The sequence below is a fragment of the Ottowia thiooxydans genome (assembly GCF_040548795.1).
Taxonomy (GTDB): domain Bacteria; phylum Pseudomonadota; class Gammaproteobacteria; order Burkholderiales; family Burkholderiaceae_C; genus Ottowia; species Ottowia thiooxydans_A.
This window is the reverse complement of the sequence record NZ_JBEPSH010000002.1, coordinates 38,348-60,637: the sequence shown is the minus strand read 5'-3', so window position 1 is coordinate 60,637 and position 22,290 is coordinate 38,348. Positions and strand designations below refer to the sequence as shown.

Genomic DNA, 22,290 nt, shown 5'->3' with positions numbered 1-22,290 from the left:
TATCGTGACGACGTCCATGCAATGGTTGGAGGCCGCATTTCTGGGGCTGATTCAAGGCTTGACGGAGTTCCTGCCTATTTCGTCCAGCGCTCATCTGCGCATCATGGGGCCTCTGCTCCCCTCAGGGCAGGATCCGGGCGCGGCCTTTACGGCCATCACACAGTTGGGCACCGAGGCAGCGGTGCTGATCTACTTCCGGCACGACATCGTGAGGATCCTGCGGGCCTGGACGGCGTCGCTGATCAAGTCCAGACCCTACGCTCAAGCTGACGCCCGGCTGGGCTGGCTCATTATCGTAGGCACCTTGCCCATTGTCTTTTTCGGAGTTTTACTGAAGGACTGGATTGAGGGTTCGCTTCGCAACCTCTACCTGACGGCGTTCATGCTGATTGCCTTTGCCCTGGTGCTGTCCGCTGCGGACAGGTATGGCCGGAAAGTACGCACTCTGAATCAACTGAGCTGGATACAAGGCATAGCGTTCGGTTTTGCTCAAGCGATGGCTCTTATCCCCGGGGTATCCCGCTCCGGGGGCACCATCACGGCAGGTCTGATGATGGGCTTCACGCGAGAGGCAGCGGCACGTTATTCCTTTCTCTTGGCCATACCTGCGGTCACGGGTTCCGGCTTCTATCAGCTCTTCAGAAGCTGGGAGCTCGGCAGCCCCATTGCCGCGGGCCCTACAGCGCTGGCTACGTTGATTGCTTTTGGAGTGGGATACGGTGTCATCGTGGCCTTTTTGAAATTCGTGTCGACCCGCAGCTATATGCCGTTTGTTTATTACCGATGGGCTCTTGGCCTGCTGGTGCTTGGCTTGCTGTATGGCGGGGTCTTGAGCCCGTTATAGATGAGCTGAGGAGTCTCTCATCAATGCTGTGAAGGTAACTTAGGCGGCAAGCGGTTCAGTCACGCGCGGATGCTTTGAGCCTAACGGCCACTTAATTGAACGAGTTGGATAAGGTTGCCGCAGGTGTCGTCAAAGACGGCCATGCGAACCGTACCTGCGTTGATAGGTTCCACAGTAAAGATGACGCCAAGGGCTAGTAGCCTCTCGTATTCAACGTCAAGATCATCTACCTGAAACGACGCGGCCGGAATGCCATCTTCAAGCAGGGCTCTTTTATAAGGTGGAACGGCATGGTGAACGCTGGGCTCCAACAGCAGTTCAGTGCCGGCAGGCTCTTCATTTGAAACCACCGTGAGCCAGCGGCTTTCGCCTAACGGCACGTCATGCTTGACGGTGAAACCAAGAACCTTGGTGTAGAACTCCAGTGCCTTGGATTGATCATCGACAAAGACACTTGTGACATAGATTCTCAAAGGACTTACCTTTCCAAAAGCGCCGGGGAGAGTGCTCTGGCTGCAGGAGTTTCACAAGCAGTACCAGTTCTACAAAGCCTGGCGATACATTGCAACGTCCGGACGAAAAAAGGCGCCATCACCGGCGCCTTCCAAGAGCAGCAGGTCAGTTTACAGTGTGACCTTGTTGATCTTCGCACCTTGAACAGACACACCGACTTCCAGACCCACGTTGGTCAGCACGAAGCTGGTGACTGGTTGTTGAATGGTCTGTGTGTCCACGGAACCATTGGCGCCCACGCGACCCATGGTAACGGTAGCGTCAGCACCTGCGCTCCAGCCATTGCTTGCGCGGAATTTGTTCAGCGCTTCTGTGGAGTTGAAAACATAAACGATGGCTTTGGATTGTCCGCCGGCCTGGAAGCCGATAGAGCCAGCGGTGGTGCTGTAGTAATCCGTTGTACGGCCCCCGACGCGCAATGCACCGCGGCCATACTCGGCACCAACTACAAAGCTGCCGCCCACCACGGACGGGAACACCAGTACGCCGGCAGCTTTCTGAACCATCTCGCGTGAACCTGGCACTACGTTGTACAGGCGTGCGAGCGTGGCATCGACCTGTGAGTCCATGGAAGTTTTGTCAGCACGTGGCGCGCCCTGTGCATTAGGCGGGGTGGTCGTGCAACCCACGATGGCGAAGCCGCCCAGGGCAATAGCGGCAGCGAGGCAAGCGGAACGGAAGGGCGTACGGTTTTTCATCTCTCTAACTCCAATTTGTTTTGTTGACGGAGTTATTGTGCGGTAACAAAAAAACAAAGAATGTCAGAAAAAGCCGCGAGTTGTCCGCGGTCAAATCTGTATGGATTGGGTTGTCGCGGCTTTCCAACGGTTCAAAATGGCACGTGGCTGACAAAATTCAGTTCCGTCTCGAGCGCAGGGTGCCTCAGCTTCAATTCGCACGCATGCAGCATGAGTCTCTCCGAGCCATCTTTGGGTCCATAGAGGGTGTCGCCCACAATAGGATGGCCCGTTGCCTGCAAGTGCACACGTAACTGATGCGATCTGCCGGTGACGGGCTCCAGGATCAAGCGTGCTCTCTGATCCGTCTCATGTCGTGCCAACACTTTCCACCTGGTCTGACTGGGTTTGCCGTTTTCCAGGTCGATCTTGCTGCGCGGGCGGCGCGGCCAGTCCGGCATCATGGGCAGGTTGATCTCGCCCCAGCCATCATCGGATTCAGGCTCAGAAGGCAGGCCATGAACCATCGCCACGTAGCGCTTGTGGACCAGACGGTCCGCAAAAGCTGATGAGAGGCGGCGTTGCATATCCGCACCGCGCGCCATCAGCATGATGCCGCTGGTGGCTTGGTCCAGTCTATGCACTACCAATGCATCTGGCCAACGCATTGATGCGCGCGTGGCCATACAGTCCCATTTTTCCAGACCACGGCCAGGCACGGCCAAAAGGCCAGCCGGCTTTTCAAGCGCCAGCAAATGATCGTCTTCATAGAGCACGACGCCATCAAACATGGGGACGCCCGAAATCCAGTCAGTCAAGGGTGCTCCGCGACTCGGCTCGCATCGTATGAACATCCAATACCGAGACTTCTGGTGCGTGGTTGCCCCAGCTGTTGCGTATGTAGCTGAGCACTGCAGCCAGTTCCGTATCGCGAAGCTCCAGCACGAAAGGAGGCATGCCGAAGGGCCGGGGGTGTCCAGAGGTCGAGGCTCCAAAACCTCCGTACAGCACCATCTGCATCAGGTTTTCAGTTCTGGGCAGAGTCACGGCGCGATTGCCAGCAAGAGGTGGGTACGCTCCTGCAAGACCTTCGCCCTCGGCGCCGTGACAAGTAGCACAGCGGTTCTCGTAGATCTTCTGGCCTGCTATAGCTCCGTTTCCTGCCCGCCTGCTGACTGAAGCAGTGGGTGAAGAGGCTGACTCTTGCGCAGGCAGAGATTTCAGATAGACCGCCATGGCGGTGAGATCTTCCGCGGAGAGATATTGGGTGCTTTGGCTTACCACTTCGGCCATGGGACCACTGGCAGACGCATTGCGTGCATACCCGGTGCGCAGGAGTTGAACGATGTCCTGCACGGGCCAATCGCCGACACCGGCTTCACGGGAAGAAATCAACGACGGTGCATACCAGCCCTGGGCGGGCATCAGGCCGCCGGTGAACTTCTGCCAGTCTGCCCCGGCCAGTCCATCACGGGGAGCGTGGCAGGCTGAGCAATGTGCCACTCCTCGCACCAGGTAGGCGCCACGATTCCACTGTTCACCCTGCTGCGGTTCATCAATGTAGCTGCCAGGTTTGAAGTAAAGCGCGCGCCAGACGGCCAGCGCAGCTTGGGTTCCATACGGCCAGCTCAGTTGGTGTTCGGGTACTGAAGAGCGCACTGCAGGCAAGCTCTTCAAGTAAGCGTAAATGGCATCCGAGTCGCTGCGAACCAACTGGGTGGTGTGGGTGTAGGGAAAGGCTGGATACAGCAGTCGCCCGTTCGCTGAGCGGCCATTATGAAGCGCACGCCAGAAGCTGGCTGCGTTCCACTGGCCAATGCCGGTTTCGGGGTCCGGCGTAAGATTGCTTGAATACAAGGTTCCAAAGGGCGTTGGAATTCCACGCCCGCCTGCCCAGGGGGCACCGCCTCGCGTCGTGTGGCAGGCCATGCAATTGCCAGCACGGGCCAGGTAAGCGCCCCGCTCCAACTGCGCAACTTGATCACTTCCATGGGTCTTCTCGACTGCGCCGGAAACGTCTATGCCGTCGTTGTAATTCACATGCCATAGCCAGCCCATGGCGACCAACACCAGTGCAGTGGAGATCAGCAGAGTTTTGATTGCCAGTGCCTTCACCGCGGTGCTCCCGGTGCGGCCGCGCTGCCGCATTTGAGATCGTTGGGCCCCTCTACGCGCAGGGGAAGGCTGGAGGCATCGCCGGCCTTGGCAGGCACTGGCTGGTTGGCAAGCCATGTAATCGCCGCATAGGCGTCGCGATCAGACAGGCGCTGAACAATGGTGGCCATGCAATCTGGCGCGTGCGCGCGCCGCTGGCCAGTTCTCCAGCCCCCGAGTTGGGCCATCAGGTAGTCCACCGGGAGACCAAGCAAGCCGGGAACATTGGGCTGCGCGCCGGTCAGGGCTTGTCCATGGCATTGGACGCATGCCGGAATACGCAACATGCTGTCCCCGTGCAGTACGAGTGTTTGCCCACGCTCCATGACTGCGGTCGCAGGCGGCGTCGACGAGGCTGACGGCGGAGGGTAGGGCGCCTTCATGGAGGCGAAATGCTCGGCTATTTCCATGAGATAGGCATCGTCGAGAAGGTCAACCATGCGCGTCATCAGCCCATAGTGTCTTCTGCCATCCCGGAAGTTGAGCAATTGGTTGTACAGATAACCCGCCGGCTTTCCCGCCAGCCGTGGGTAGTAGCCGTCCGGTCCTGCGCGACCTTGCTCTCCGTGGCAAGCGACACAGGCCAGCGTGCGCTGGGCGATGCTGTCTTCAAAAGCAGGCGCGGCGCTAGCAGCGCCTGTAGACAAAACTGTAACCAGGGCAAGCGTTCCAGCCGCTGCTAACGCCGTTATTGAGGCACTTGCCACCTTGCGAAGGCTGGCCATGCCAAATACTCCAAATTTCATTTCGTCACTGTAACGGGACTTTGGGGGCGCTCCATCAAATCCATCGCGGATTCGGCCCTTTATCACCTACCAGGGCCTACAAAAAACCCACGAACACCTGCAAAAGCCTACATGCGAAAAAATCAGCCTGAAAATGCCGCGTGGACAAGTTGTCAGCCCTCTCCAAGGCACACACCAATATCGCGTGCCGTTTCCAGTAACGGGTGATCAAGGGGAACTTGGCGGGTACGGTCGGCAACTTCTGCGAGCAATATGCTGCTCATCGTGCCGTGTTCCAGTGTCACCATTCGATTGAACTGTCCCCTCTCCACCAGTTGCGCTGCATGGTTGCCAAACTGAGTGGCCAGGACGCGGTCAAACGGTGTAGGAGCGCCACCTCGTTGGACATGGCCCAGAACGGTTGCGCGTACTTCGCTGCGCAGCCGTGGCTCGAGCAGCGCGCGCAAGTGATGCGCGACCCCGCCAAGGCGTATGGGATCCGGGCTGTTTTCGATGGTGCGTTCGACCGTCATCTGCCCGCCACTTGGCTTGGCGCCTTCCGCGATACAAATCACCGTGTAGCGGGGCCTGGCTTCGCGCTCGCGGCAGAGTTCTATGAGCACTTCCGGATTGAAATCTATTTCAGGCAGCAAAATGGCATCGGCTGCGCCTGCGATACCCGCTTCCAGTGCAATCCAGCCTGCGTAGCGCCCCATGGTTTCGACGATCATGACGCGGCCATGGCTTTGACCTGTGGTTTGCACGCGCTCCAGTGCCTGCGTGACTGTCGCCACCGCGGTATCAAAACCAAAACTGCGTTCACAGCCTTCAATATCGTTATCTATGGTCTTGGGCACGCCGACAATGTTCAGTCCTCGCTGAGCAAGACCGTGGGCGATGGTCATCGTGCCGTTGCCCCCAATGGCCACCAGCGCATCCAGGCCCAGCTTGCGAGCTTGCTCAAGCGCCACTTGGGTCGTCTGCTCGTCGGCCAACGGATCGGCTCGATTGCTGGTCCCCAGGATAGTGCCACCGGAAAAAAGAATGCCGCTGACCGCCTCCCAGTCAAGGGGACGGGTGCGCCCTTCCAGAAGCCCCGCGAATCCGTCTTCGATGCCGATCACTTCGGCTTGGCAGCAGCGAAGCATCGATTTGGTCACTGCGCGGATCACCGCGTTCAGGCCCGGGCAGTCTCCACCGCCAGTGAGTACTCCGATCCGCATCTCAGGTTTTTCTCAATTAACGTACTACTATTTCAACCCGCCGGTTTCTGGGTTCATCCACGCCATTGCCGGTGGCGATGGCGGGTTCACGTTCTCCACGGCCCACGGCCTGGACCAGCAGGGGGGGGAACCCGCGCTGAATGACCTGCTCGCGGATGACAGAGGCACGTTGCTTGGAAAGTGTATCGTTCGATTCCAGGCTACCGACGGTATCTGTATGGCCGACGATCAGGATTTCGCCTCCTGGGCGAGCGGTTGCCTGGGCGAGAATGCCTCCCATGGCCGCCTCGGATTCAGGCGTCAGTGTCCAGCCACCGGCTGCGAAGTACAAGATAAAGCGTTCCGGTGGAGCTGGTTGTACCGCCAGCAGTGCTGCGTGCCTCTGCTGGACATCAGCCGCATTGGTTCGATCAGCCGAAATGCTACCGCGCGATGTGACGTTGGCAACTTCGAAGGGCATCGTCATTGCCCAGGTTTCGCTTGTCGTCTTGACTTCCACGGAGCTTGGCCGTTTGCTCGGCAAAGGCAATAGGGTCACTCGAGTAGCTGGGGCGCAACCTAACAACGTAGCGAGTAAAACTACCGCTAGGAATATCCTCATGGAGCCTCGGCCTCCACGATAAAGTCAGTTCCGCGTACGCCAATGACAGCAGTCGGCGTTCTGACGCTGACTTCTTCGGGTTTTAGCTTGGCGATCAAGCCAGTGACCATTCTCAGACTGCCGCGAGCGAGCCGCACCATGATGCTGCCGTGCTGAGTGGTCGGGTCATAGCTGAACTTTTCCAGATCGACTTCGCTGTCTGGGCCCACGGCGAGGGTTGTACCGTCCTGTAACGTCAAGGCGGCAGCGCTCTTGGCACCTACCAGTAGTCTGTCGGTATGGAGAAAGCCATCGCCGGACTTTGCCGGACGGCGCGTATCGCCGCGCACGAGGGTGACGTCTCCCTGGACGGACTTCAAGGTTCCGTGCCGATTATCGGCAGGTGTTATTTGCACCATAGCTGCAGCGGGCGCTTCCTGCGTCGCGCTAGTCTGAGCTGGTGCTTCCTGGGCCGTAGCTGGTGCAGAGATCAGCAGGGCCACTATAAGTGCATAGGGGCTGTAACTGAAACTTTTGGAGGCGAATGGCTTCATTTGAAAATCTCCCTGGCTTAGCCTGGTATCGGGACCGGGCACCCGAACTAGCTGCTGACAGCGGTTCTCGTGGTATAGCTTTTATGCCATCGTACCTTAGTACGCGATAGCAACCTTGTAGGAATTGCTAGATGCTCAGGTGACAATACCACCCGATACCATTTTCCGGACTCAACTTTGGCAATTCTGCTAGCCCCCATGGAGGGCCTTCTCGATCACACACTGCGCGACGTGCTCACTCGTGTCGGCGGCGTGGATCGTTGCGTTTCCGAGTTTATCCGTATCACGGATCAGCTTTTGCCCAAGCGGGTCTTCACGCGCGTGGTGCCTGAGCTCCTGAACGGCAGTCGCACGCCGGCCGGCGTGCTGGTGAGACCCCAACTGCTGGGGTCGGACCCTGGCTGCCTCGCCGAAAATGCGGCACGCCTTGCCGAACTGAGGCCGGCGGGTATTGATCTCAATTTCGGCTGTCCTGCCAAGACCGTGAATCGGCATCGTGGTGGAGCGGTGCTATTGGACGAGCCAGAACTCATTCATCGCATCGTGGCAGAGGTGCGCACTGCGGTGCCAAAAGAAATAGCTGTATCGGCCAAAATCAGGCTCGGTGTGCAGGACGCCTCGCGGGCCATCGAATGCGCGCAGGCTATAGACCTGGCTGGCGCCGACGAGTTGGTCGTTCACGCGAGGACGAAAGCCCAGGGGTACAAGCCCCCGGTCTACTGGGAGCGCGTGGCGGAAGTTCGGGAGGCGGTACGCCTTTCGGTGGTGGCCAACGGGGATATCTGGAGTGTGCAGGATGCCCTCCGATGCCGTGAGGTGACCGGCTGCAAGGACTTGATGATTGGTCGCGGCATGGTGCGTGACCCCGGCCTGGCGCTTGCTATACGCATGCAATCATTGGCGGGGCCCTCAGTTGGGCTGGCCATCCATGCTGACGCAGAACCACGAGTCGCCTGGAGCGATTTGATGCCTCTTATAGTCGAATTTTGGCGGCAAATCAGCTTACGCGTGGAACAGCGCCACCGGCCGGGTCGACTCAAGCAGTGGTTGAGCTCTCTGCGTACTCGATACCCTGAAGCGCAAGCGGCATTTGACGAATTCCGCACCGTACATGACTGCACCCGCATTGATGCCTGGCTGGCCAATGCTGCGGCTCTTCGCGCACTGGAAGTGGTTGACCTCGAGTCAGACGGGCTGATTACGCACTGATGGGGCCGGGTTGGGGGCGCAAGCCCCCCAGGGAAGCCCGGTCGCGAGCAGGTAGTGGCCAGAGCCTATGGCGTGGCCCGTCGACGCAGTCTAAGCGCGCCCAACCCTGCAGCAAGCAGGCCGGTCAATAACAAGGCCCACTCGCCAAGCGACGGCACGGCCATGACAGGAAGAGCCTTGAAGGTCACAGTCACCGTGCAATCGCCCGTCACGGGGCCTGCCGTGAATTGGTTGCCCGCGCGAGACCCTCCGCAAGTGCTCAGCAGAGTATCTACGGCGTAAGAGAGGTTAGGCATTGCAGTAAATGCGACGGTTTCGCCCGCTGGCACTGTCTGAGGGGTTGCAGGCGTGATGGACCCTCCAGGTCCTGCACTCGGGGTCACCTGGTAGGTCACAGGCCTGAAGGTCACCGTCACCGTGCAGTCTTGCTGAACCTGGTTGGTCGTGAAAGTATTGCCTGCCAGGGTTCCTCCGCAAGTACCTCCTGTGGTATCGATGACGAAGTTGGTATCTGGCGTCAATGTGAAAGAGGCGGTTTCACCAGGCAGCAAAGCCACTGCTGCCGGCCCATCAATACTGCCACCGGCACCGGCACTGGCAGTAGCCAAAAACCCCGGGGTGCACCATCTGGACCAGTCGAGCTCGGACGTCGCAGCACTCCATTGAGCGTCAGTCAGGGACGGCGAGTGGAGGTAGTTAGGGCATAGACTGGAACCGCCAGGGAGTAAGCCTGAGGGTGCGGGGGGCGGGGTACCTGTGAGCTTATTGGTGCTGACGCGAAAATCCTTCAAAGACGTCATTCCTGAAATATCAGGTATGGGCCCCACCAGTTGATTGGCACTGGCGTAGAAAAATTCCAGCGAAGTCAGGCCTGAGAGTTCAGGAAGAAAACCGCTGAACTGGTTGTCATTGGCCCAGAAGCCGACCAAGGCCGTCAACCCTGCCAAATCGGGCATGGGGCCTGTCAGGTTGTTGTAGCTGACGTTGACTCTTTGCAGCGAAGCCAGGGCGGTGAAGCCCGGCAATGTGCCGCTCAGCGCGTTATTGCTGAGATGGAGCTCAGAAACATGGTGTTCCGGCCCTCCGATGCAGATCACTCCTGCCCAGGCATCTTCGCAAGGGTCACCTGTCAACCAATTAGCATTGTTAGACCAGCTTGCTCCGCCCGTACTGTTGTAAATCTCCTCCAAAACAGCTCGTTCAGCCGGAGGGACGGCGGCGCTGGCAGGTATTGTGACGGTGGCCAGTGACCAGGCGGCCATGGCGGCGATCAACCATCTAAAACGGGTCATGCGAGTACGCTTTCAGGGAGGAACTGGATTTCGAACAGGAATCAGTGAGGGGCGTACTACATGTCCCTACAGGGCTGCTCCATTGATTTTCATACCAATGCGGCGCCTTTCCATAGGCGTTTTCCCGTGAAGGCCTGGGAGGTGCAGAGATCTGGAACCTGATCTAATCCCCCCATCTCCATTCCCTTGCTTCTGCCATGGCCTCCAGCTTGCTCGCTCTACTTGACGATATCGCCACTTTGTTAGATGACATTGCGGTCATGACCAAGGTCTCGGCCCGAAAGGCGGTGGCTATGTCGGACGATGTGGCAGTCCTTACCAAGCTTTCCGCCAAGAAGACGGCAGGAGTGCTGGGCGATGATCTGGCACTGAATGCTCAGCAGGTCACCGGCCTTAGTGCCAGCCGGGAAATTCCGGTGGTTTGGGCCGTGGCCAAGGGTTCATTCCTGAACAAGGTCATTCTGGTGCCGGCCGCCTTGGCGATCAGCGCCTTTGCTCCTTGGGCGGTGACACCGTTGCTGATGGTCGGAGGCGCATTCCTTTGTTATGAGGGATTCGAGAAGATTCTTCACAAGTTCTTGCATAAAGAGGGGGAGGACGAAGCAGCAAGCGCGGCTCGGATCGCCAGGCTCGCCAATTCCGAGGTGGACCTGGTGCAACTTGAAAAAGACAAGGTCAAGGGTGCCATACGCACCGATTTCATTCTCTCTGCCGAAATCATCGCCATTACGCTAGGCACTGTGGCAGGGCAGCCCTTCCTGACACAAGTCACAGTGCTGTCGGGCATTGCGTTGCTGATGACCGTGGGTGTTTACGGGCTGGTGGCCGGTATCGTCAAGTTGGACGACCTGGGGCTTTATCTCAGCCAGCGGGCGGGGAAACTTGCGCAGTCCGTAGGGCGGGGAATTTTGGTCATGGCGCCCTGGTTGATGAAGTTCCTCTCGGTTGCCGGAACAGCTGCCATGTTCCTGGTAGGGGGCGGCATCCTGGTCCACGGCGTGCCAGCGCTGGCCCACTGGGTAGAGGGCTGGTCCGCCGGGATGGGGGGCATCGGTGGCGCATTGGCAGGCATGCTCGTCAATATGGTCGTGGGCATGGTGGCGGGCGCCGCTGTGGTGGGCCTGGTTCAATTGGTGAAGCGCATCCGCCGTTGACCGCCTGTGCCGCGAAATAATAATTCCCGCGCTATTCAGGTACTTCACCGACGAAGATGACCCGGTTATTTCGCGCAGAGACTATGAACAGGCTCTTAGAACCTCACTTCATTCCTGGAATAATGCCTCGAATCCGCCTGGAGGCTCAAAGCGCTTGTCTTTCCAGACGAGCCGTGTAGGGGTGGGCAGGGCGCGTTCTCGAACCGAATGGCGCTCGTCTCCTGGGTAGCAGAGCACACGAGTGCCATCTTCCTCAAATGATTCCGGCTCTACCAGCGGAGGCTTTCGGGTGAGGGCGTCTGATCGAGCCTGCGCCACTGTTGTGAATCTGCTCAGATGCGCCAAGCCCATGATTTGAGGTGGTGCCAGATCGATGCGCCCCTCTTTGTACTCGATGAGTGCATTGCGCGGCGTGAGCCACAGCGTCTCGGTGGTTTCGAAGTTATCGTGCCGTGCAATCTGATCCGCTGGAGCCACTGCCAGAAAAAACCGCGTGTCAAAGCGTTTGTTCATGACCGATGGACGGCGCGGCGTGATCCAGCGCGACCAAGGCACCAGTGCGTCTGTGTCCAGTGTGAGGCCAAGCCTGGCTAACAGGGCATTGAACGTCTCACCTGCACTCAGGCTGGCACGTGCAGCAGCATCCACCGTCGCCACTTCCGCGTTGCCAACCTGCTGGTAAAGCACGCCAGCTTCTTCAAATGCCTCGCGCGCAGCCGCAACGTAAAGAGCCGCTGCGTGCGCGGGCGATAGCTCCGGCTCGCCCAGCCTTGCGTGCAACTCGGATGGCGAACGGTCAAGCCGTTCCAACAGCTCGGCACTGCTGTCGGCAGCGTCCAGCTTTCCTCCAGGAAAAACACATGCTCCGCCCAGCACGCTTGAATCGGTATGACGCCGCATCAACAGCACTTCCAGGCCCTGGGCTCCGTCTCTGATCATGACCAGGCTGGCAGCGTCGCGTGGGGGGGTGTCAATCACGTTCGAGTTGAGTTCCATAGCCTCCATTTTGCGTGAATCGCAGCCGTTGTGGATCGGCGCATGGTCGCGTAGGCGTCTTTCGAACCAGGATGCCAGCGGCCCTTTTCATCGGAGATAGGGCGCCTGTCTGATGCGGAACACAGTTATCCCGGTGCACCTGCCCCTAGAGTCCGTCCAAAGGGGAAGGGACGGCATCTGCTCAGTTGGCGCACATCCGGCGCGTGGTGATCGGCGTTAGACTATTTCGGCGTTCGCTGTAGACAGTCGCACTGTTCCCCGCAGATCCTGCCTAGTCCTCAGCACGCATCCAGGCTGCAGCCGCATGAATATGAGAATGCCACTTCCTGATCGTCCAACCATGTTTGCGGTCCATCTCAGGCGGCTCACACTGATTGCGGTCTCGGCGACAACCAAGGACGTCAAATGATCGACCCGCGCGAGTTTCTCCGGCAGCTTTTCGACTGTGCTGTCCGTGAGGCATCACCCGCGAACAAGTTATCGACCTACCTGCCGGCCCCACCGCGGGGGCGCACTGTTGTGCTTGGCGCCGGCAAAGCTGCGGGTGCCATGGCGCACGCGCTAGAGGACCATTGGCCCACAGATGCTCCGCTTTCAGGCCTTGTTGTCACCAGGTACGGCCACACACCATGTCGTGAAGTCAAGTCGGCTGCGCGTGTTCACGTCATTGAAGCTTCTCACCCTGTGCCTGACGAAGCAGGGCTGGCCGCCGCTGAACGCATGCTGGCACTGGCAGGAACTCTGACTGCAGACGATCTCGTGATCGTTCTCATTTCTGGCGGCGGCTCGGCACTGCTCACTCTGCCGGCAGAGGGCCTGGACTTTGCAGACAAGCAGCGCATCAATCGCGAATTGCTGAACTCCGGCGCAGATATCGCCGAGATGAACTGCGTGCGCAAGCACCTTTCGCGCATCAAAGGCGGTCGGCTCGCCGCGGCTTGCGCTCCCGCCCGGATAGTGACGCTGGCCATCAGCGACGTGCCCGGCGACGATGTCTCCGTCATCGCGAGCGGCCCCACGGTGCCGGATGCCACGACCTGCGCTGATGCGCTTGCCATCCTTCGGCGCTATGACATCGCTGTGCCCCCGGACATCCGCGCGAGGCTTGAGTCAGGTGCGCTGGAAACCCCCAAACCTGGCGATGTCTTGTTCAAAGGCCATGAGGTGCACCTCATTGCGGCGCCGTGGCAGTCCTTGCAGGCCGCAGCCCAGATGGCGCGCGCTGCCGGACTTTCCGCATACATCCTCAGTGATGAAATCGAAGGGGAATCGCGTGAAGTCGGCAAGGTGCATGCGGCTCTGGCCCGATCGGTGGCCCACCATGGTGAACCCTTTGCCAAACCATGCGTTTTGCTCTCCGGTGGCGAGACCACGGTGACGGTCCGGCCCCCGCCAGCCGGCGCGCCGCGCGGACGGGGTGGACGTGCTGGCGAATTTTGCCTGGGCCTCGCCTTGGCGCTACAGGGCCAGCCGGGCGTCTGGGCGCTGGCAGCTGATACCGATGGCATCGATGGAGTCGAAGACAACGCTGGCGCGTTTGTGACGCCCGACACCCTCGTTCGCGCCGCCTCCGCTGGGCACAAGGTGGCGGACCACCTGGACCGCAATGATGCCTATGGATATTTTGACGCCATTGGCGACCTCGTGATTTCCGGGCCGACGTTTACCAACGTAAATGACTTCAGGGCGATTTTGGTTCTCTGACTGAATCAGAACAAGGGCGGAGACCTCTCCGAGACCTGGAAACCAGGAATCACACGACCTGCCGCGCTGCCTCAGAAGGCGTGACTGAGGCCGTCGGGCGTGAGGGAGTCGCTCACACCTTTTCATCCCATTCTTAGGTCGTCTAAGCGCCAGCGCTACGCCACCAAGATCGTCGCTACTCCGGGGCCCTGCCAACAACATCCGAAAGTCACTTCGGCATAGCGACCCGGAGACGGAGCCAGCTCCGCGACTCCGGCCACCGCCCATCGCTTATCGCCCTCAAAGAAACCCATCACCCAGCTCACTGGCGAGTACGAACGGCTGTCGATTCATGTTACTTCGAAGGCGAGGGCGGATTCCCTGTTGACACGTGCAGAAAACGACGGCAATAATGGATCCACTTTAAATGAATCCATTTTTCGGTATGAGCATGAGATCTTTTTCGAACTTGCGAGAGAGCTTCCAGCGCGGTGACGTCGTGTATGGCGCCTGGTCCGCACTGCCCTCCGCGTTCGCAGCCGAACTGATGGTTTCGCCGGGGGTCGGCTATGTCTGTGTGGATCAACAGCACGGGCTGATTGACTATGGGGACTGCCTTGCGATGTTCGCCGCGATTGAAGCCAGAGGAAGCGTGCCCATTTCAAGGGTGCCTGCCAATGAGGCCTGGCTCATCGCCAAGACATTGGACGCGGGCGCTCAAGGCGTTATTGTTCCTTTGGTCAATAACCGCGCCGAGGCACAGAAAGCGGTAGAAGCCTGCCGGTATCCGCCTCAGGGTGTCCGCTCCTTCGGTCCTATCCGTGCGGCGGTCGTCAGCGCAGCACGTGACACCGACACACTGGGAAATGGACCTCTGTGTTTTGTCATGGTGGAGACCAGAGAAGGCGTGAAGAACATCGAGGAGATTGCAACGACGCCTGGCCTTGACGGTATCTATGTCGGGCCTGCCGATCTTGCCTTGGGATTGGGACTTGCTCCTGATCTGGACAAGGCAGAGCCGGAACATGCGCAAGCAGTGCAGGATATCCTGCAGGCGTGCAAGCGCGCGGGCATCGTTGCCGGAATTCAATGTTCCGGAGGACGCACAGGCAAGCAGTACGCGGATAAGGGCTTTCAACTGATCACGGTCATCAAAGACTCCGCCCTTTTGCAGGCAGGCGCCAAACGTGAGATCCGGATCGCGCTGGACCAAGGTGCCACTCCAGCAGAGCAGGGGGGCTACACGTGAGTTCGCCCGCCGTTGACTTGACGCAAGCGGCCTTGGCTCGATTCGCACTCGGAGTGCCTGCAGGTTGCAGTGAGGCCTTGCAAAACGAAGTGCGGCACGTACTCATCGACTCCTTTGCGGTTGCATTGGGGGCCTTGAGGCATCCGGCAGCCATCGCTGGGCGGAGGTATGGCAGGAATTCGCAAGTCCCGTGGGGAGCCAGGATCTGGGGCACTGGAGAAGTCGTAAGTCCTGAGACGGCGGCGCTGGTCAACGGCGTACCGCTGCGGGGTTACGACTTCAACGACGTCTACATAGGAACTGGGTGCGGCGGTCATCCGAGCGACATCGTGCCAGGTCTGGTTGCACTGGCGGAGACGCGGCATTGCAGTGGTCAGAAGATGCTCGACGCCTTGGTAGTCGGGTATGAGGTCATCATCACCATGATGGACGTCATTCGTTTGGGTGCGTCCGGGTGGGACTATCCGAACATTTGTGCGATAGGCATGACATGCGCCGCTGCGAGACTGTTGGATCTGGATGAGTCTCAGACGCGTGAGGCGCTGGCCATTGCCGTAGTTCCCCACTTTGCATCTCTCGAAATCGAATCCGGCGAACTCAACGCGGCAGGCGATCTGACGATGTGGAAGCGATTCAATGGCAGCGACGCCATCAGGCACGCCATTTATGCTTGCTTGCTCGCGCAGGCCAATGTTGAAGGTGCGGTGAGACCATTCGAAGGCAACTTTGGTTTCCTCGCGAAAACGGCCACCCACGCTGAACAAAGAGTGGCCTTGCTGGATCAGCTGCACCCATCAAAGCCACTGAATGCCATCTGCAGGACCATGTTCAAGCGTTGGCCCGTAGGCTCCCGGGGACAGAGCGCCATTCAGGCAGCGCTTGAAGTGCGAGGTCAGCTTGGTGATCCCGCAGCTATTCGTGAGGTCCGCGTATTCACCGGGCAGGATGTACATGAGCATCTCGTGTTGAAACGCAGCGCACCATGGGCGCCCACCTCGCGTGAGACGGCGGACCATTCACTGCCCTACATCGTAGCGGTGTCGTTGCTGGACGGCCGGGTGGGCGTTGAATCCTTCAGCCCAGAACGCGTCATGCAACTCCGCGAGAACGGGCTGTTGGACAAGATGTCCGTCATTCCAGATGAGCGCCTGGATGGGAAGGCAACTGGATTCACAAGCCGCGTGGAACTGACAGATCTTGAGGGCCGAGTCTTCACCAGCGTGGTCAAGCCGCAGCCCGGACATAGGCTCGCGCCGCTGACGGACGAGGAGTTCGAAGAAAAATTTGTCGACTCTGTGACGCCGCTCTTTGGAGCGGAGCGCGCGGCAGAGTTGATTTCTTCCATCGCCATGCTGTCGCGCATGGAAGACGTGGGGTGCTTCACAGAAAAGCTTGTTGCTCCTCACCCTCTTATGGACGTGGTATCGCAATGAAAATGTCGCAAAGCAATGAATTCGCGGAGCGCGTGGTCGCAGTGGTCGGCGGGAACGTAGGTGTAGGCCCGGCAGTCGTCAAGGCATTCAAGGAGTGTGGTGCCAAAGTCCTGGTGGGATCGCTGCACGCATCGGCTTCGGCTGAACTGGGTGCAGATACAGATTGCATTTCGGTAGACCTTGCAGACCCCTTGGCAGCGTCTCAATTTCTGGATGAATGTGAGCGACGCGTGGGCGTTGTCCAGATCTTGATCATGGTGGCCCCGCCCGTCGAAACGAGAGACGCGCTCGGCATCTCTCGCCAATACATGCAGAACGTCATAGATGTTGAGCTTGTCGGGCCGGCCTGCATGCTTCAGGAATGCGCGCGCAGGCTCGTGTCGCACAAGCTGGGAGGGCGCCTTATTTCCTTTGTCTCGATGTCGGGAAAGACGGGTGCGCACAAGCATGTAGCTCCCTACGCGGCGGCCAAAGGCGGGTTGATTACTTATTCGCGTGTGCTGGCAGCCGAGCTCGCCGCCACAGGCATCACAGTCAACATGATCGCAACCTCTTTGTTTGAGGTTCAGCTGGCGGGCAAAACGGATGCAGCCATGGCAGCGCTGGTTTCAGGCATTCCTATGGGGCGCGCCGGGCGATCAGAGGAAGCCTCGTGCGCAGCGATGTATCTGGCATCGGACGATAGCGGCTATGTCACGGGAGAAACCTTGAATCTTTCCGGTGGCCGCTTCATGGATTGACGTGGTGACTTCAGCCACAAGGCGGCTGGGCTTCAAAAATTCGATGACTCTCATTTTCTTGAAAGCGAAAAATGAAATTATTTTGCAAAACTGCATCTGTTTTCGTGGCGCTTCTAACGCTAACGGTGCCGATGGCCGCGGTCTCTAGCGAACCATTCCCGAGCAAACAAGTTCATCTCGTAGTTCCCTTCAGTCCAGGGGGCGCGACCGATGTCGTCGCGCGTGTAGTCGGTCAGAAACTCTCGCTGCTATGGAACAAGCCAGTCATTGTTGAAAACAAGCCTGGCGCCAGCTCCACGCTTGGTGCGGACTACGTCCGAAAATCACCTGCAGACGGGTACACGCTGCTGGTCGGCGGTCCATCCGGTATGACGGCTACTGCGGCAGTCAATCCGAAAATAATGCGTTTCGATCCGGTCAATGATTTCAAGCCAGTTTCAGTGATCGCAACAATGCCATTCGTTCTGAGCGTCAATCCAGATATTGGCATCAAGAGTGTGGAAGATCTGGTCGGACTCGCCAAGGCCAATCCGGGCAAATATACCTATGCAAGTTCTGGTCCTGGATCGAGCAGCCACCTGTTCACTGAGATGTTCAAGTTCATGGCTGGCGTGGATATTTTGCACGTGCCATATCAGGGCTCTGCACCAGGACTCAATGCCGTGACGGCTGGCCAGGTGTCCATGGTCATGACGCCCATCAACGTGATTTCTGTGCTGGCAAAGGGTGGTCGGGTCTTGCCTGTAGGAGTGAGCACCGCTGCACGGACTGCAGACATGCCGGAACTTCCGCCCATTGGCGATAGCGTCAAAGGATATGCCCTGGAAGGCTGGCTTGCACTGTTTGCCCCAAAAGGAACGCCTGACTCAGTGACGCAAAAGATAGCCGCCGATCTACGCACCGTCATCCAATCGCCTGATCTGGCCCGCACCTTTCGGGAAAATGGACTGGTGGCCGTGGGGAGCAATCCTGATGCCGCTCTAAGCGTAGTGAAGAACGATCTGGAACGGTGGCAGCGCGTTGTGAAAATGGCAAATATCAAACCCGAATAGCAATGCTCCGCGCAATTGCACGAAGGCCGCGATCACCTGGAACCAGGCGCGGACCTTTGGATGCACATCAATAGCCTATCCATAGGCTTCTATCGATGCCAGGCATTGCGCTGGCTTCACGGTTGCAAACTCCGGGACGTACTCAACGATGAAAACTCAAACGATTTCTTGGCGTGTGGATGAATATCCAGTGGATGCGCTCATCCAGGAAGGCCCAGCCACGTTTCGCGTCAGCGGACGTGCGTACTCCGATCAGCGCATATTCGAATTGGAGCAGGAGAGAATCTTCCAGAAAACCTGGAATTTTGTTGCGCACGAAAGCGAAGTCGCGAAGCCTGGTGACTTCAAGACGGCTCACATAGGTACTCAGCCAGTCATCGTTACTCGCGGCCAAGACATGGCCCTATCCGTCTTGCTGAATCGCTGTGTCCATCGCGGCGCCGTCGTGTGCCGCGAGCGTAGCGGAAATACCCGCGCATTCGTTTGCCCATACCATGCCTGGACTTACGCAACGGACGGGAGATTGACCGGAATAACCGGTCGAGACGATCCCAACGGATACGGCCCGGATTTTGTGCAACCTCAGGGTATGCAACGGGTGGCCAGGGTAGAGAACTACCGCGGTTTTATTTTTGCCTGCATGGACCCCGGCGTTGTTCCGCTCGAACAATACCTGGCCGGAGGCGCAGCGCAACTTCTAGAGCGAAAACTGCAACAGTCCCCGGTGGGGAAAATACGCCTGACGGGAAGGCCGTTTGTGGGTACGTACGAAGGAAACTGGAAGTTCCAGGCTGAAAACATCGTTGACGGTTACCACTTCATGTATACCCACAAAGCATTCGTCAATCTTCAGCAGAAGTATGGGGACTCGACTGGTGACTTCGGTGTGCACAAGGGCGATAACGCAGCCAAGATGCGCCTGCTGCGGGCTCGTGGAAACGTTCTTGGATCGCGCTTTGGCCATGGCATCAACCAGAAGCCAGCGGCTGAGTTCGAGCAGCTGTTTGAGGGTCCTCACTCTGAATACTACAACCAGCTGAGTGAGAAATATGGCCGAGACGAGCTTGAGTGGATCGCAGGTGTCGGGGCGGCTTGCATCTTCCCAAATTTCGGGCTTATCCATAACCAGTTGCGCGTATGGCGGCCCATCGGGCCGGCGATGACCGAAGTAACCGTCTACCCTTATGCGCTTGAAGGAGTCTCCGATGAATACAACGCAGGCATGCTGCGCAGCCATGAGCGCTTTTATGGCCCTGCCGGTTATGGGGCGGTCGACGACATTGAAGTTTTCGCACTGAACCAGCAAGGGCTGAGCGCTACGCAGAATGATTGGCTCATCCTGGAGCGTGGGATGCACAACGAAAAGCCTTTGGAAAATGGCGAGATCGAGGGCTTGCCGTCCAGCGAGACGGTGCACCGGGCCTTTTGGCGCTCATGGCGAGACCTGATGACAGCCCAGGGGAGGGCCGTGCAGTGAGTGACATTCAAGACCGCATACGAGATCTGGTTTTTCTCGAGGCTGAACTACTCGACGACCTGGAACTTCGGCCGTGGCTGGATCTTTTCACGGAAGATGGAATTTACTGGGCACCTATCGACGACGCCGTGCCGAGATCGCAGAGCGCATCCCTGATCTATGACGATTCAATGAGCAGGCAAGAGCGGGTACACCATCTTCTGCAGTTGCCGTTTCCTGCACAGAACCCTCGCTCGCGCACGGTCCATTTCGTCAGCAATCTGCGCGTGACTGGTACAGCGCCGGGCTTCTACAAAGTCCGCTCAAGTCAGTTGATCGTTGAAGCCCGGCCGGGCGACTATACTCAAATCGGGCTTGGCAAAGTGGCTACTTATGTAGCCAAGGTCGAGCATCACATCGAGGAAGTCGAAGACACCTTGAAGGTCAAACTGAAGAAGATCCTCTTGATAAATCGCGACATGCCGCTGGGCAATCTGACCTTCATGCTTTGACGGGTTCGGCGCTCTCCGGGGAGCGATGGGGTCGCATATGGACGAGCCATGAACGAGAAGAGCAAAAAAGTTGCTGCAGGGACAACCCAGCCTGCGCGCGTGTCAGGTGACTTTCGGGATGTCTATGCGCGCTTGCGGCGTGACATTCTGTCCGGAGCGCTAAAGCCCGGTGACATCCTCAACACGGTTCACATTTCCCAAACATTCGGGGTGAGCCGCACGCCTGTGCGCGAGGCGCTGCGCATGCTGCAAACCGAAGGTTTGGTCGATGCGCCTTACCAGTACCGGATGAGGGTCAAAGCCGTCTCGCCATCAGAAGTTGACGGGGTCTACGCCATCTGGATCCTGGCGCAATCGCTTGCGGTTGGCCTCACTTTGAATAAGACCACGCCATCAGAGCTCGACGAATTGCGTTCGGTTGTCGCTGACATGAATAAGATAACCCCCATCAATGCACGGTCGAAGTCGGCGTGGGAAAAGTTGCATTTGAAGTACAACGCCTTGTTGAAAAGACACGCCGGGCAGGAAATCATGGCGACGATTGAATCCTGTTGGCTTCGCTCGGAGCGTGCGCGCAGCATGAACATGAGAGACGCGCCGCGCTCATGGATGACTTCGCAGGCTGAGCACGTTGCGGTCCTGCGCGCCTTCGAGCGAAAATCCGCATTGGAAGCCTCCAAGCTGGTCAGCGCGCACTTGGCTCGGGTTGCGCTCGAGACCATCCATCTCATGGACCCTGAGTACGTCCCCATCGCCATTCCTCAGGCACTGTCCATGGCGGCTGGCGGAGGCGGCAGTGCAACCGGCCAAGCAGCGGCCGTGTCCTGACCGCTGCGAGACGCGCATCTACGAAGCTGGAGCTCCGTCTGACCAGGTTGCCCTTGGAGTCGGCTGTTCCCCTGGGAGCTCCACGCTCCAGCTTGGCACTGCAGCGTTAGTAGAGACCTCTGAATAGCCAAACTGTAGCTTGGCGCTCCCAGGAAATACCTGCTTCCAACGCGCGCACCTATGAGGCTGCAGGTGCGCCTAAACCACCAACCGCCCCTGTGGCCGATTCACAGCCGCACTCCAGTGCGCTGATGCGCTAATGCGCTTGGCTTAAGGGGTTGCGTCATCGAGTTGACATCCTCCGAATTGCGGGAATAATGGATCCACTTTTAAGAATCTTTGTCTGACACGCATTGCTCTCAAAACGAGAGTCTCGGCAATTCAGTCTGTCGCAAGCCATGAAACCCATTGCATCAACGTCGCTCAAAGTCAAACTTGTAAAGCGCATCGACGAAGCTCAGGATATAGCCAGCTTTGAATTGGCACCGTCTGATGGACAGCCGCTGCCGGCCTTCTCGGCCGGGTCGCACATAGACGTGACAACAAGTGAAGGAATAGTGCGGCAGTATTCCTTGTGCAACGAACCCTCAGAGACGCATCGGTATCTCATCGCTGTATTGAAGGAGCCGCATTCAAGAGGTGGGTCCAAATACATGCACGAGCAGTTGCGCGAGGGCGATGAATTGGAAATCAGCGCTCCCAAGAATCGGTTCGCGCTTGCGCATGACGCGCCTTTCAGTTTGTTGCTGGCTGGCGGGATAGGCATCACGCCTCTGCTTTGCATGGCCGAACGCCTGGACAGTATGGGCTCCCAATTTGAGATGCACTATCTGACGCGTTCGGTGGCGCGAACCGCTTTTCGAAGCCGCATCAAGAATTCTCCCTTCGCAGCGCACGTTCATTTCCACCACGACGACGCAGAGCCCAGCCAGAAGCTGGAACTTGGAGAGCTCCTGAAGAAGCACCACGGAAAAGCGCACCTGTATTTCTGTGGTCCGCCGGGCTTCATGAGTGCCGTGCTCGATGCCGTCAAAGCTCTTCAATGGCCAGAGGAGCAGGTCCATTTTGAATACTTTGCGGGAGAGCCGAAATCTTCAGGCGATACCGATAGCTTTGAAGTCCAGATCGCCAGCTCAGGAGCAGTCATCGTGGTCCAAAAAGACCAGACAGCCTTGGAAGCTCTCTCCGATGCAGGGGTGCAAATACCTTCGGTGTGTGAGGAGGGCGTTTGTGGGACCTGTATCACGCGCGTCTTGGCCGGCGTGCCAGATCACAGGGACCATTGTCTGACACCTGCGGAACAAGCTGCGAATGATCTGTTCACGCCATGCTGCTCGCGCGCAAAATCAACACGGTTGGTTTTGGACATATAGGCTGTCCTTGAGCCCGCTCGTCGGCAACAAGGGCTCAACCTGC

General features: G+C 58.3%; 22 protein-coding genes. 12 read left to right on the top strand and 10 right to left on the bottom strand.

Going from position 1 to position 22,290, the window contains the following annotated elements; genetic code table 11:
- Positions 1-4 precede the first annotated feature (4 nt).
- Entirely contained in the window at positions 5-844 is an 840-nt protein-coding gene (locus ABIE13_RS03910; protein ID WP_354441337.1) for an undecaprenyl-diphosphate phosphatase, read from the top strand.
- Between the two features lie 80 nt (positions 845-924).
- Here the strand turns inward: ABIE13_RS03910 and ABIE13_RS03905 are convergent, their stop codons facing one another.
- From ABIE13_RS03905 to ABIE13_RS03870, 8 genes are all read right to left on the bottom strand, one after another.
- Positions 925-1,317 (bottom strand): VOC family protein, encoded by a 393-nt coding sequence (locus tag ABIE13_RS03905; RefSeq protein WP_354441336.1) that lies wholly within the window; start codon positions 1,315-1,317, stop codon positions 925-927.
- 150 nt (positions 1,318-1,467) lie between these two features.
- On the bottom strand, positions 1,468-2,055 hold the full coding sequence (locus ABIE13_RS03900; protein ID WP_354441335.1) for a BPSL1445 family SYLF domain-containing lipoprotein: 588 nt from the start codon (positions 2,053-2,055) through the stop codon (positions 1,468-1,470).
- Between the two features lie 131 nt (positions 2,056-2,186).
- Complete coding sequence (locus ABIE13_RS03895; RefSeq protein ID WP_354442342.1) at positions 2,187-2,825, bottom strand: RluA family pseudouridine synthase; 639 nt, start codon at positions 2,823-2,825, stop codon at positions 2,187-2,189.
- 19 nt (positions 2,826-2,844) lie between these two features.
- Complete coding sequence (locus tag ABIE13_RS03890; RefSeq protein WP_436278371.1) at positions 2,845-4,182, bottom strand: c-type cytochrome; 1,338 nt, start codon at positions 4,180-4,182, stop codon at positions 2,845-2,847.
- A complete protein-coding gene (locus ABIE13_RS03885; protein WP_354441332.1) occupies positions 4,146-4,934 on the bottom strand; it encodes a c-type cytochrome in 789 nt (262 codons plus the stop codon). The genes ABIE13_RS03890 and ABIE13_RS03885 overlap by 37 nt, the downstream gene beginning before the upstream one ends.
- A gap of 152 nt (positions 4,935-5,086) precedes the next feature.
- Positions 5,087-6,136, bottom strand: coding sequence for a 6-phosphofructokinase (locus ABIE13_RS03880; RefSeq protein ID WP_354441331.1), 1,050 nt, complete (start codon positions 6,134-6,136; stop codon positions 5,087-5,089).
- Between the two features lie 16 nt (positions 6,137-6,152).
- Entirely contained in the window at positions 6,153-6,596 is a 444-nt protein-coding gene (locus tag ABIE13_RS03875; RefSeq protein ID WP_354441330.1) for an OmpA family protein, read from the bottom strand.
- Between the two features lie 137 nt (positions 6,597-6,733).
- Positions 6,734-7,270, bottom strand: a complete 537-nt coding sequence (locus ABIE13_RS03870) for a FecR family protein (protein WP_354441328.1) — start codon at positions 7,268-7,270, stop codon at positions 6,734-6,736.
- Between the two features lie 198 nt (positions 7,271-7,468).
- Here ABIE13_RS03870 and ABIE13_RS03865 point away from each other — a divergent pair, with 198 nt between their 5' ends.
- The gene (locus ABIE13_RS03865) at positions 7,469-8,479 is read left to right on the top strand and encodes a tRNA dihydrouridine synthase (RefSeq protein WP_354442341.1); all 1,011 of its coding nucleotides are present in this window, start codon (positions 7,469-7,471) and stop codon (positions 8,477-8,479) included.
- Between the two features lie 65 nt (positions 8,480-8,544).
- Here the strand turns inward: ABIE13_RS03865 and ABIE13_RS03860 are convergent, their stop codons facing one another.
- On the bottom strand, positions 8,545-9,771 hold the full coding sequence (locus tag ABIE13_RS03860; RefSeq protein ID WP_354441326.1) for an IPTL-CTERM sorting domain-containing protein: 1,227 nt from the start codon (positions 9,769-9,771) through the stop codon (positions 8,545-8,547).
- 197 nt (positions 9,772-9,968) lie between these two features.
- On the opposite strand from ABIE13_RS03860, the gene ABIE13_RS03855 reads away from it, so the two are divergent.
- Positions 9,969-10,925 carry a DUF808 domain-containing protein gene (locus ABIE13_RS03855; RefSeq protein WP_354441324.1) on the top strand — a complete coding sequence of 319 codons (957 nt, stop codon included), beginning with the start codon at positions 9,969-9,971 and terminating at the stop codon, positions 10,923-10,925.
- 108 nt (positions 10,926-11,033) lie between these two features.
- Here ABIE13_RS03855 and ABIE13_RS03850 read toward each other — a convergent pair whose 3' ends face one another.
- Positions 11,034-11,921, bottom strand: a complete 888-nt coding sequence (locus ABIE13_RS03850) for an NUDIX hydrolase (RefSeq protein WP_354441323.1) — start codon at positions 11,919-11,921, stop codon at positions 11,034-11,036.
- A 405-nt stretch (positions 11,922-12,326) separates the two neighbouring features.
- Between ABIE13_RS03850 and ABIE13_RS03845 the strand changes: the two genes are divergently transcribed.
- The 9 genes from ABIE13_RS03845 to ABIE13_RS03805 all read left to right on the top strand — a co-directional run bounded on the left by ABIE13_RS03845 (position 12,327) and on the right by ABIE13_RS03805 (position 22,247).
- Positions 12,327-13,625: a glycerate kinase type-2 family protein gene (locus tag ABIE13_RS03845; RefSeq protein WP_354441321.1), complete on the top strand. Its 1,299-nt coding sequence runs from the start codon at positions 12,327-12,329 to the stop codon at positions 13,623-13,625.
- 430 nt (positions 13,626-14,055) lie between these two features.
- Positions 14,056-14,853: an HpcH/HpaI aldolase family protein gene (locus ABIE13_RS03840; RefSeq protein WP_354441319.1), complete on the top strand. Its 798-nt coding sequence runs from the start codon at positions 14,056-14,058 to the stop codon at positions 14,851-14,853.
- A complete protein-coding gene (locus ABIE13_RS03835; protein ID WP_354441317.1) occupies positions 14,850-16,286 on the top strand; it encodes an MmgE/PrpD family protein in 1,437 nt (478 codons plus the stop codon). The genes ABIE13_RS03840 and ABIE13_RS03835 overlap by 4 nt, the downstream gene beginning before the upstream one ends.
- Complete coding sequence (locus tag ABIE13_RS03830) at positions 16,283-17,026, top strand: SDR family NAD(P)-dependent oxidoreductase (protein WP_354441315.1); 744 nt, start codon at positions 16,283-16,285, stop codon at positions 17,024-17,026. The genes ABIE13_RS03835 and ABIE13_RS03830 overlap by 4 nt, the downstream gene beginning before the upstream one ends.
- Before the next feature lie 71 nt (positions 17,027-17,097).
- Positions 17,098-18,078 carry a Bug family tripartite tricarboxylate transporter substrate binding protein gene (locus tag ABIE13_RS03825; protein WP_354441313.1) on the top strand — a complete coding sequence of 327 codons (981 nt, stop codon included), beginning with the start codon at positions 17,098-17,100 and terminating at the stop codon, positions 18,076-18,078.
- A 148-nt stretch (positions 18,079-18,226) separates the two neighbouring features.
- A complete protein-coding gene (locus ABIE13_RS03820; protein ID WP_354441311.1) occupies positions 18,227-19,555 on the top strand; it encodes an aromatic ring-hydroxylating oxygenase subunit alpha in 1,329 nt (442 codons plus the stop codon).
- Complete coding sequence (locus ABIE13_RS03815; RefSeq protein WP_354441309.1) at positions 19,552-20,046, top strand: aromatic-ring-hydroxylating dioxygenase subunit beta; 495 nt, start codon at positions 19,552-19,554, stop codon at positions 20,044-20,046. Before ABIE13_RS03820 ends, ABIE13_RS03815 begins: the two co-directional genes overlap by 4 nt.
- Before the next feature lie 48 nt (positions 20,047-20,094).
- Positions 20,095-20,874: a GntR family transcriptional regulator gene (locus ABIE13_RS03810; RefSeq protein ID WP_354441307.1), complete on the top strand. Its 780-nt coding sequence runs from the start codon at positions 20,095-20,097 to the stop codon at positions 20,872-20,874.
- A gap of 407 nt (positions 20,875-21,281) precedes the next feature.
- Positions 21,282-22,247, top strand: coding sequence for a PDR/VanB family oxidoreductase (locus ABIE13_RS03805; RefSeq protein ID WP_354442339.1), 966 nt, complete (start codon positions 21,282-21,284; stop codon positions 22,245-22,247).
- Positions 22,248-22,290: the final 43 nt, after the last annotated feature.

Excerpts from the sequence above, each read along its gene's own strand:
- ABIE13_RS03820 (WP_354441311.1), top strand. The coding sequence starts at position 18,227 with ATGAAAACTCAAACGATTTCTTGGCGTGTGGATGAATATCCAGTGGAT.
- ABIE13_RS03870 (WP_354441328.1), bottom strand. The coding sequence starts at position 7,270 with ATGAAGCCATTCGCCTCCAAAAGTTTCAGTTACAGCCCCTATGCACTT.
- ABIE13_RS03830 (WP_354441315.1), top strand. The coding sequence starts at position 16,283 with ATGAAAATGTCGCAAAGCAATGAATTCGCGGAGCGCGTGGTCGCAGTG.
- ABIE13_RS03875 (WP_354441330.1), bottom strand. The coding sequence starts at position 6,596 with ATGCCCTTCGAAGTTGCCAACGTCACATCGCGCGGTAGCATTTCGGCT.
- ABIE13_RS03855 (WP_354441324.1), top strand. The coding sequence starts at position 9,969 with ATGGCCTCCAGCTTGCTCGCTCTACTTGACGATATCGCCACTTTGTTA.
- ABIE13_RS03900 (WP_354441335.1), bottom strand. The coding sequence starts at position 2,055 with ATGAAAAACCGTACGCCCTTCCGTTCCGCTTGCCTCGCTGCCGCTATT.
- ABIE13_RS03850 (WP_354441323.1), bottom strand. The coding sequence starts at position 11,921 with ATGGAACTCAACTCGAACGTGATTGACACCCCCCCACGCGACGCTGCC.
- ABIE13_RS03895 (WP_354442342.1), bottom strand. The coding sequence starts at position 2,825 with ATGTTTGATGGCGTCGTGCTCTATGAAGACGATCATTTGCTGGCGCTT.
- ABIE13_RS03885 (WP_354441332.1), bottom strand. The coding sequence starts at position 4,934 with ATGAAATTTGGAGTATTTGGCATGGCCAGCCTTCGCAAGGTGGCAAGT.
- ABIE13_RS03825 (WP_354441313.1), top strand. The coding sequence starts at position 17,098 with ATGAAATTATTTTGCAAAACTGCATCTGTTTTCGTGGCGCTTCTAACG.
- ABIE13_RS03860 (WP_354441326.1), bottom strand. The coding sequence starts at position 9,771 with ATGACCCGTTTTAGATGGTTGATCGCCGCCATGGCCGCCTGGTCACTG.
- ABIE13_RS03840 (WP_354441319.1), top strand. The coding sequence starts at position 14,056 with ATGAGATCTTTTTCGAACTTGCGAGAGAGCTTCCAGCGCGGTGACGTC.
- ABIE13_RS03810 (WP_354441307.1), top strand. The coding sequence starts at position 20,095 with ATGAACGAGAAGAGCAAAAAAGTTGCTGCAGGGACAACCCAGCCTGCG.
- ABIE13_RS03865 (WP_354442341.1), top strand. The coding sequence starts at position 7,469 with ATGGAGGGCCTTCTCGATCACACACTGCGCGACGTGCTCACTCGTGTC.
- ABIE13_RS03880 (WP_354441331.1), bottom strand. The coding sequence starts at position 6,136 with ATGCGGATCGGAGTACTCACTGGCGGTGGAGACTGCCCGGGCCTGAAC.
- ABIE13_RS03890 (WP_436278371.1), bottom strand. The coding sequence starts at position 4,182 with ATGCGGCAGCGCGGCCGCACCGGGAGCACCGCGGTGAAGGCACTGGCA.
- ABIE13_RS03845 (WP_354441321.1), top strand. The coding sequence starts at position 12,327 with ATGATCGACCCGCGCGAGTTTCTCCGGCAGCTTTTCGACTGTGCTGTC.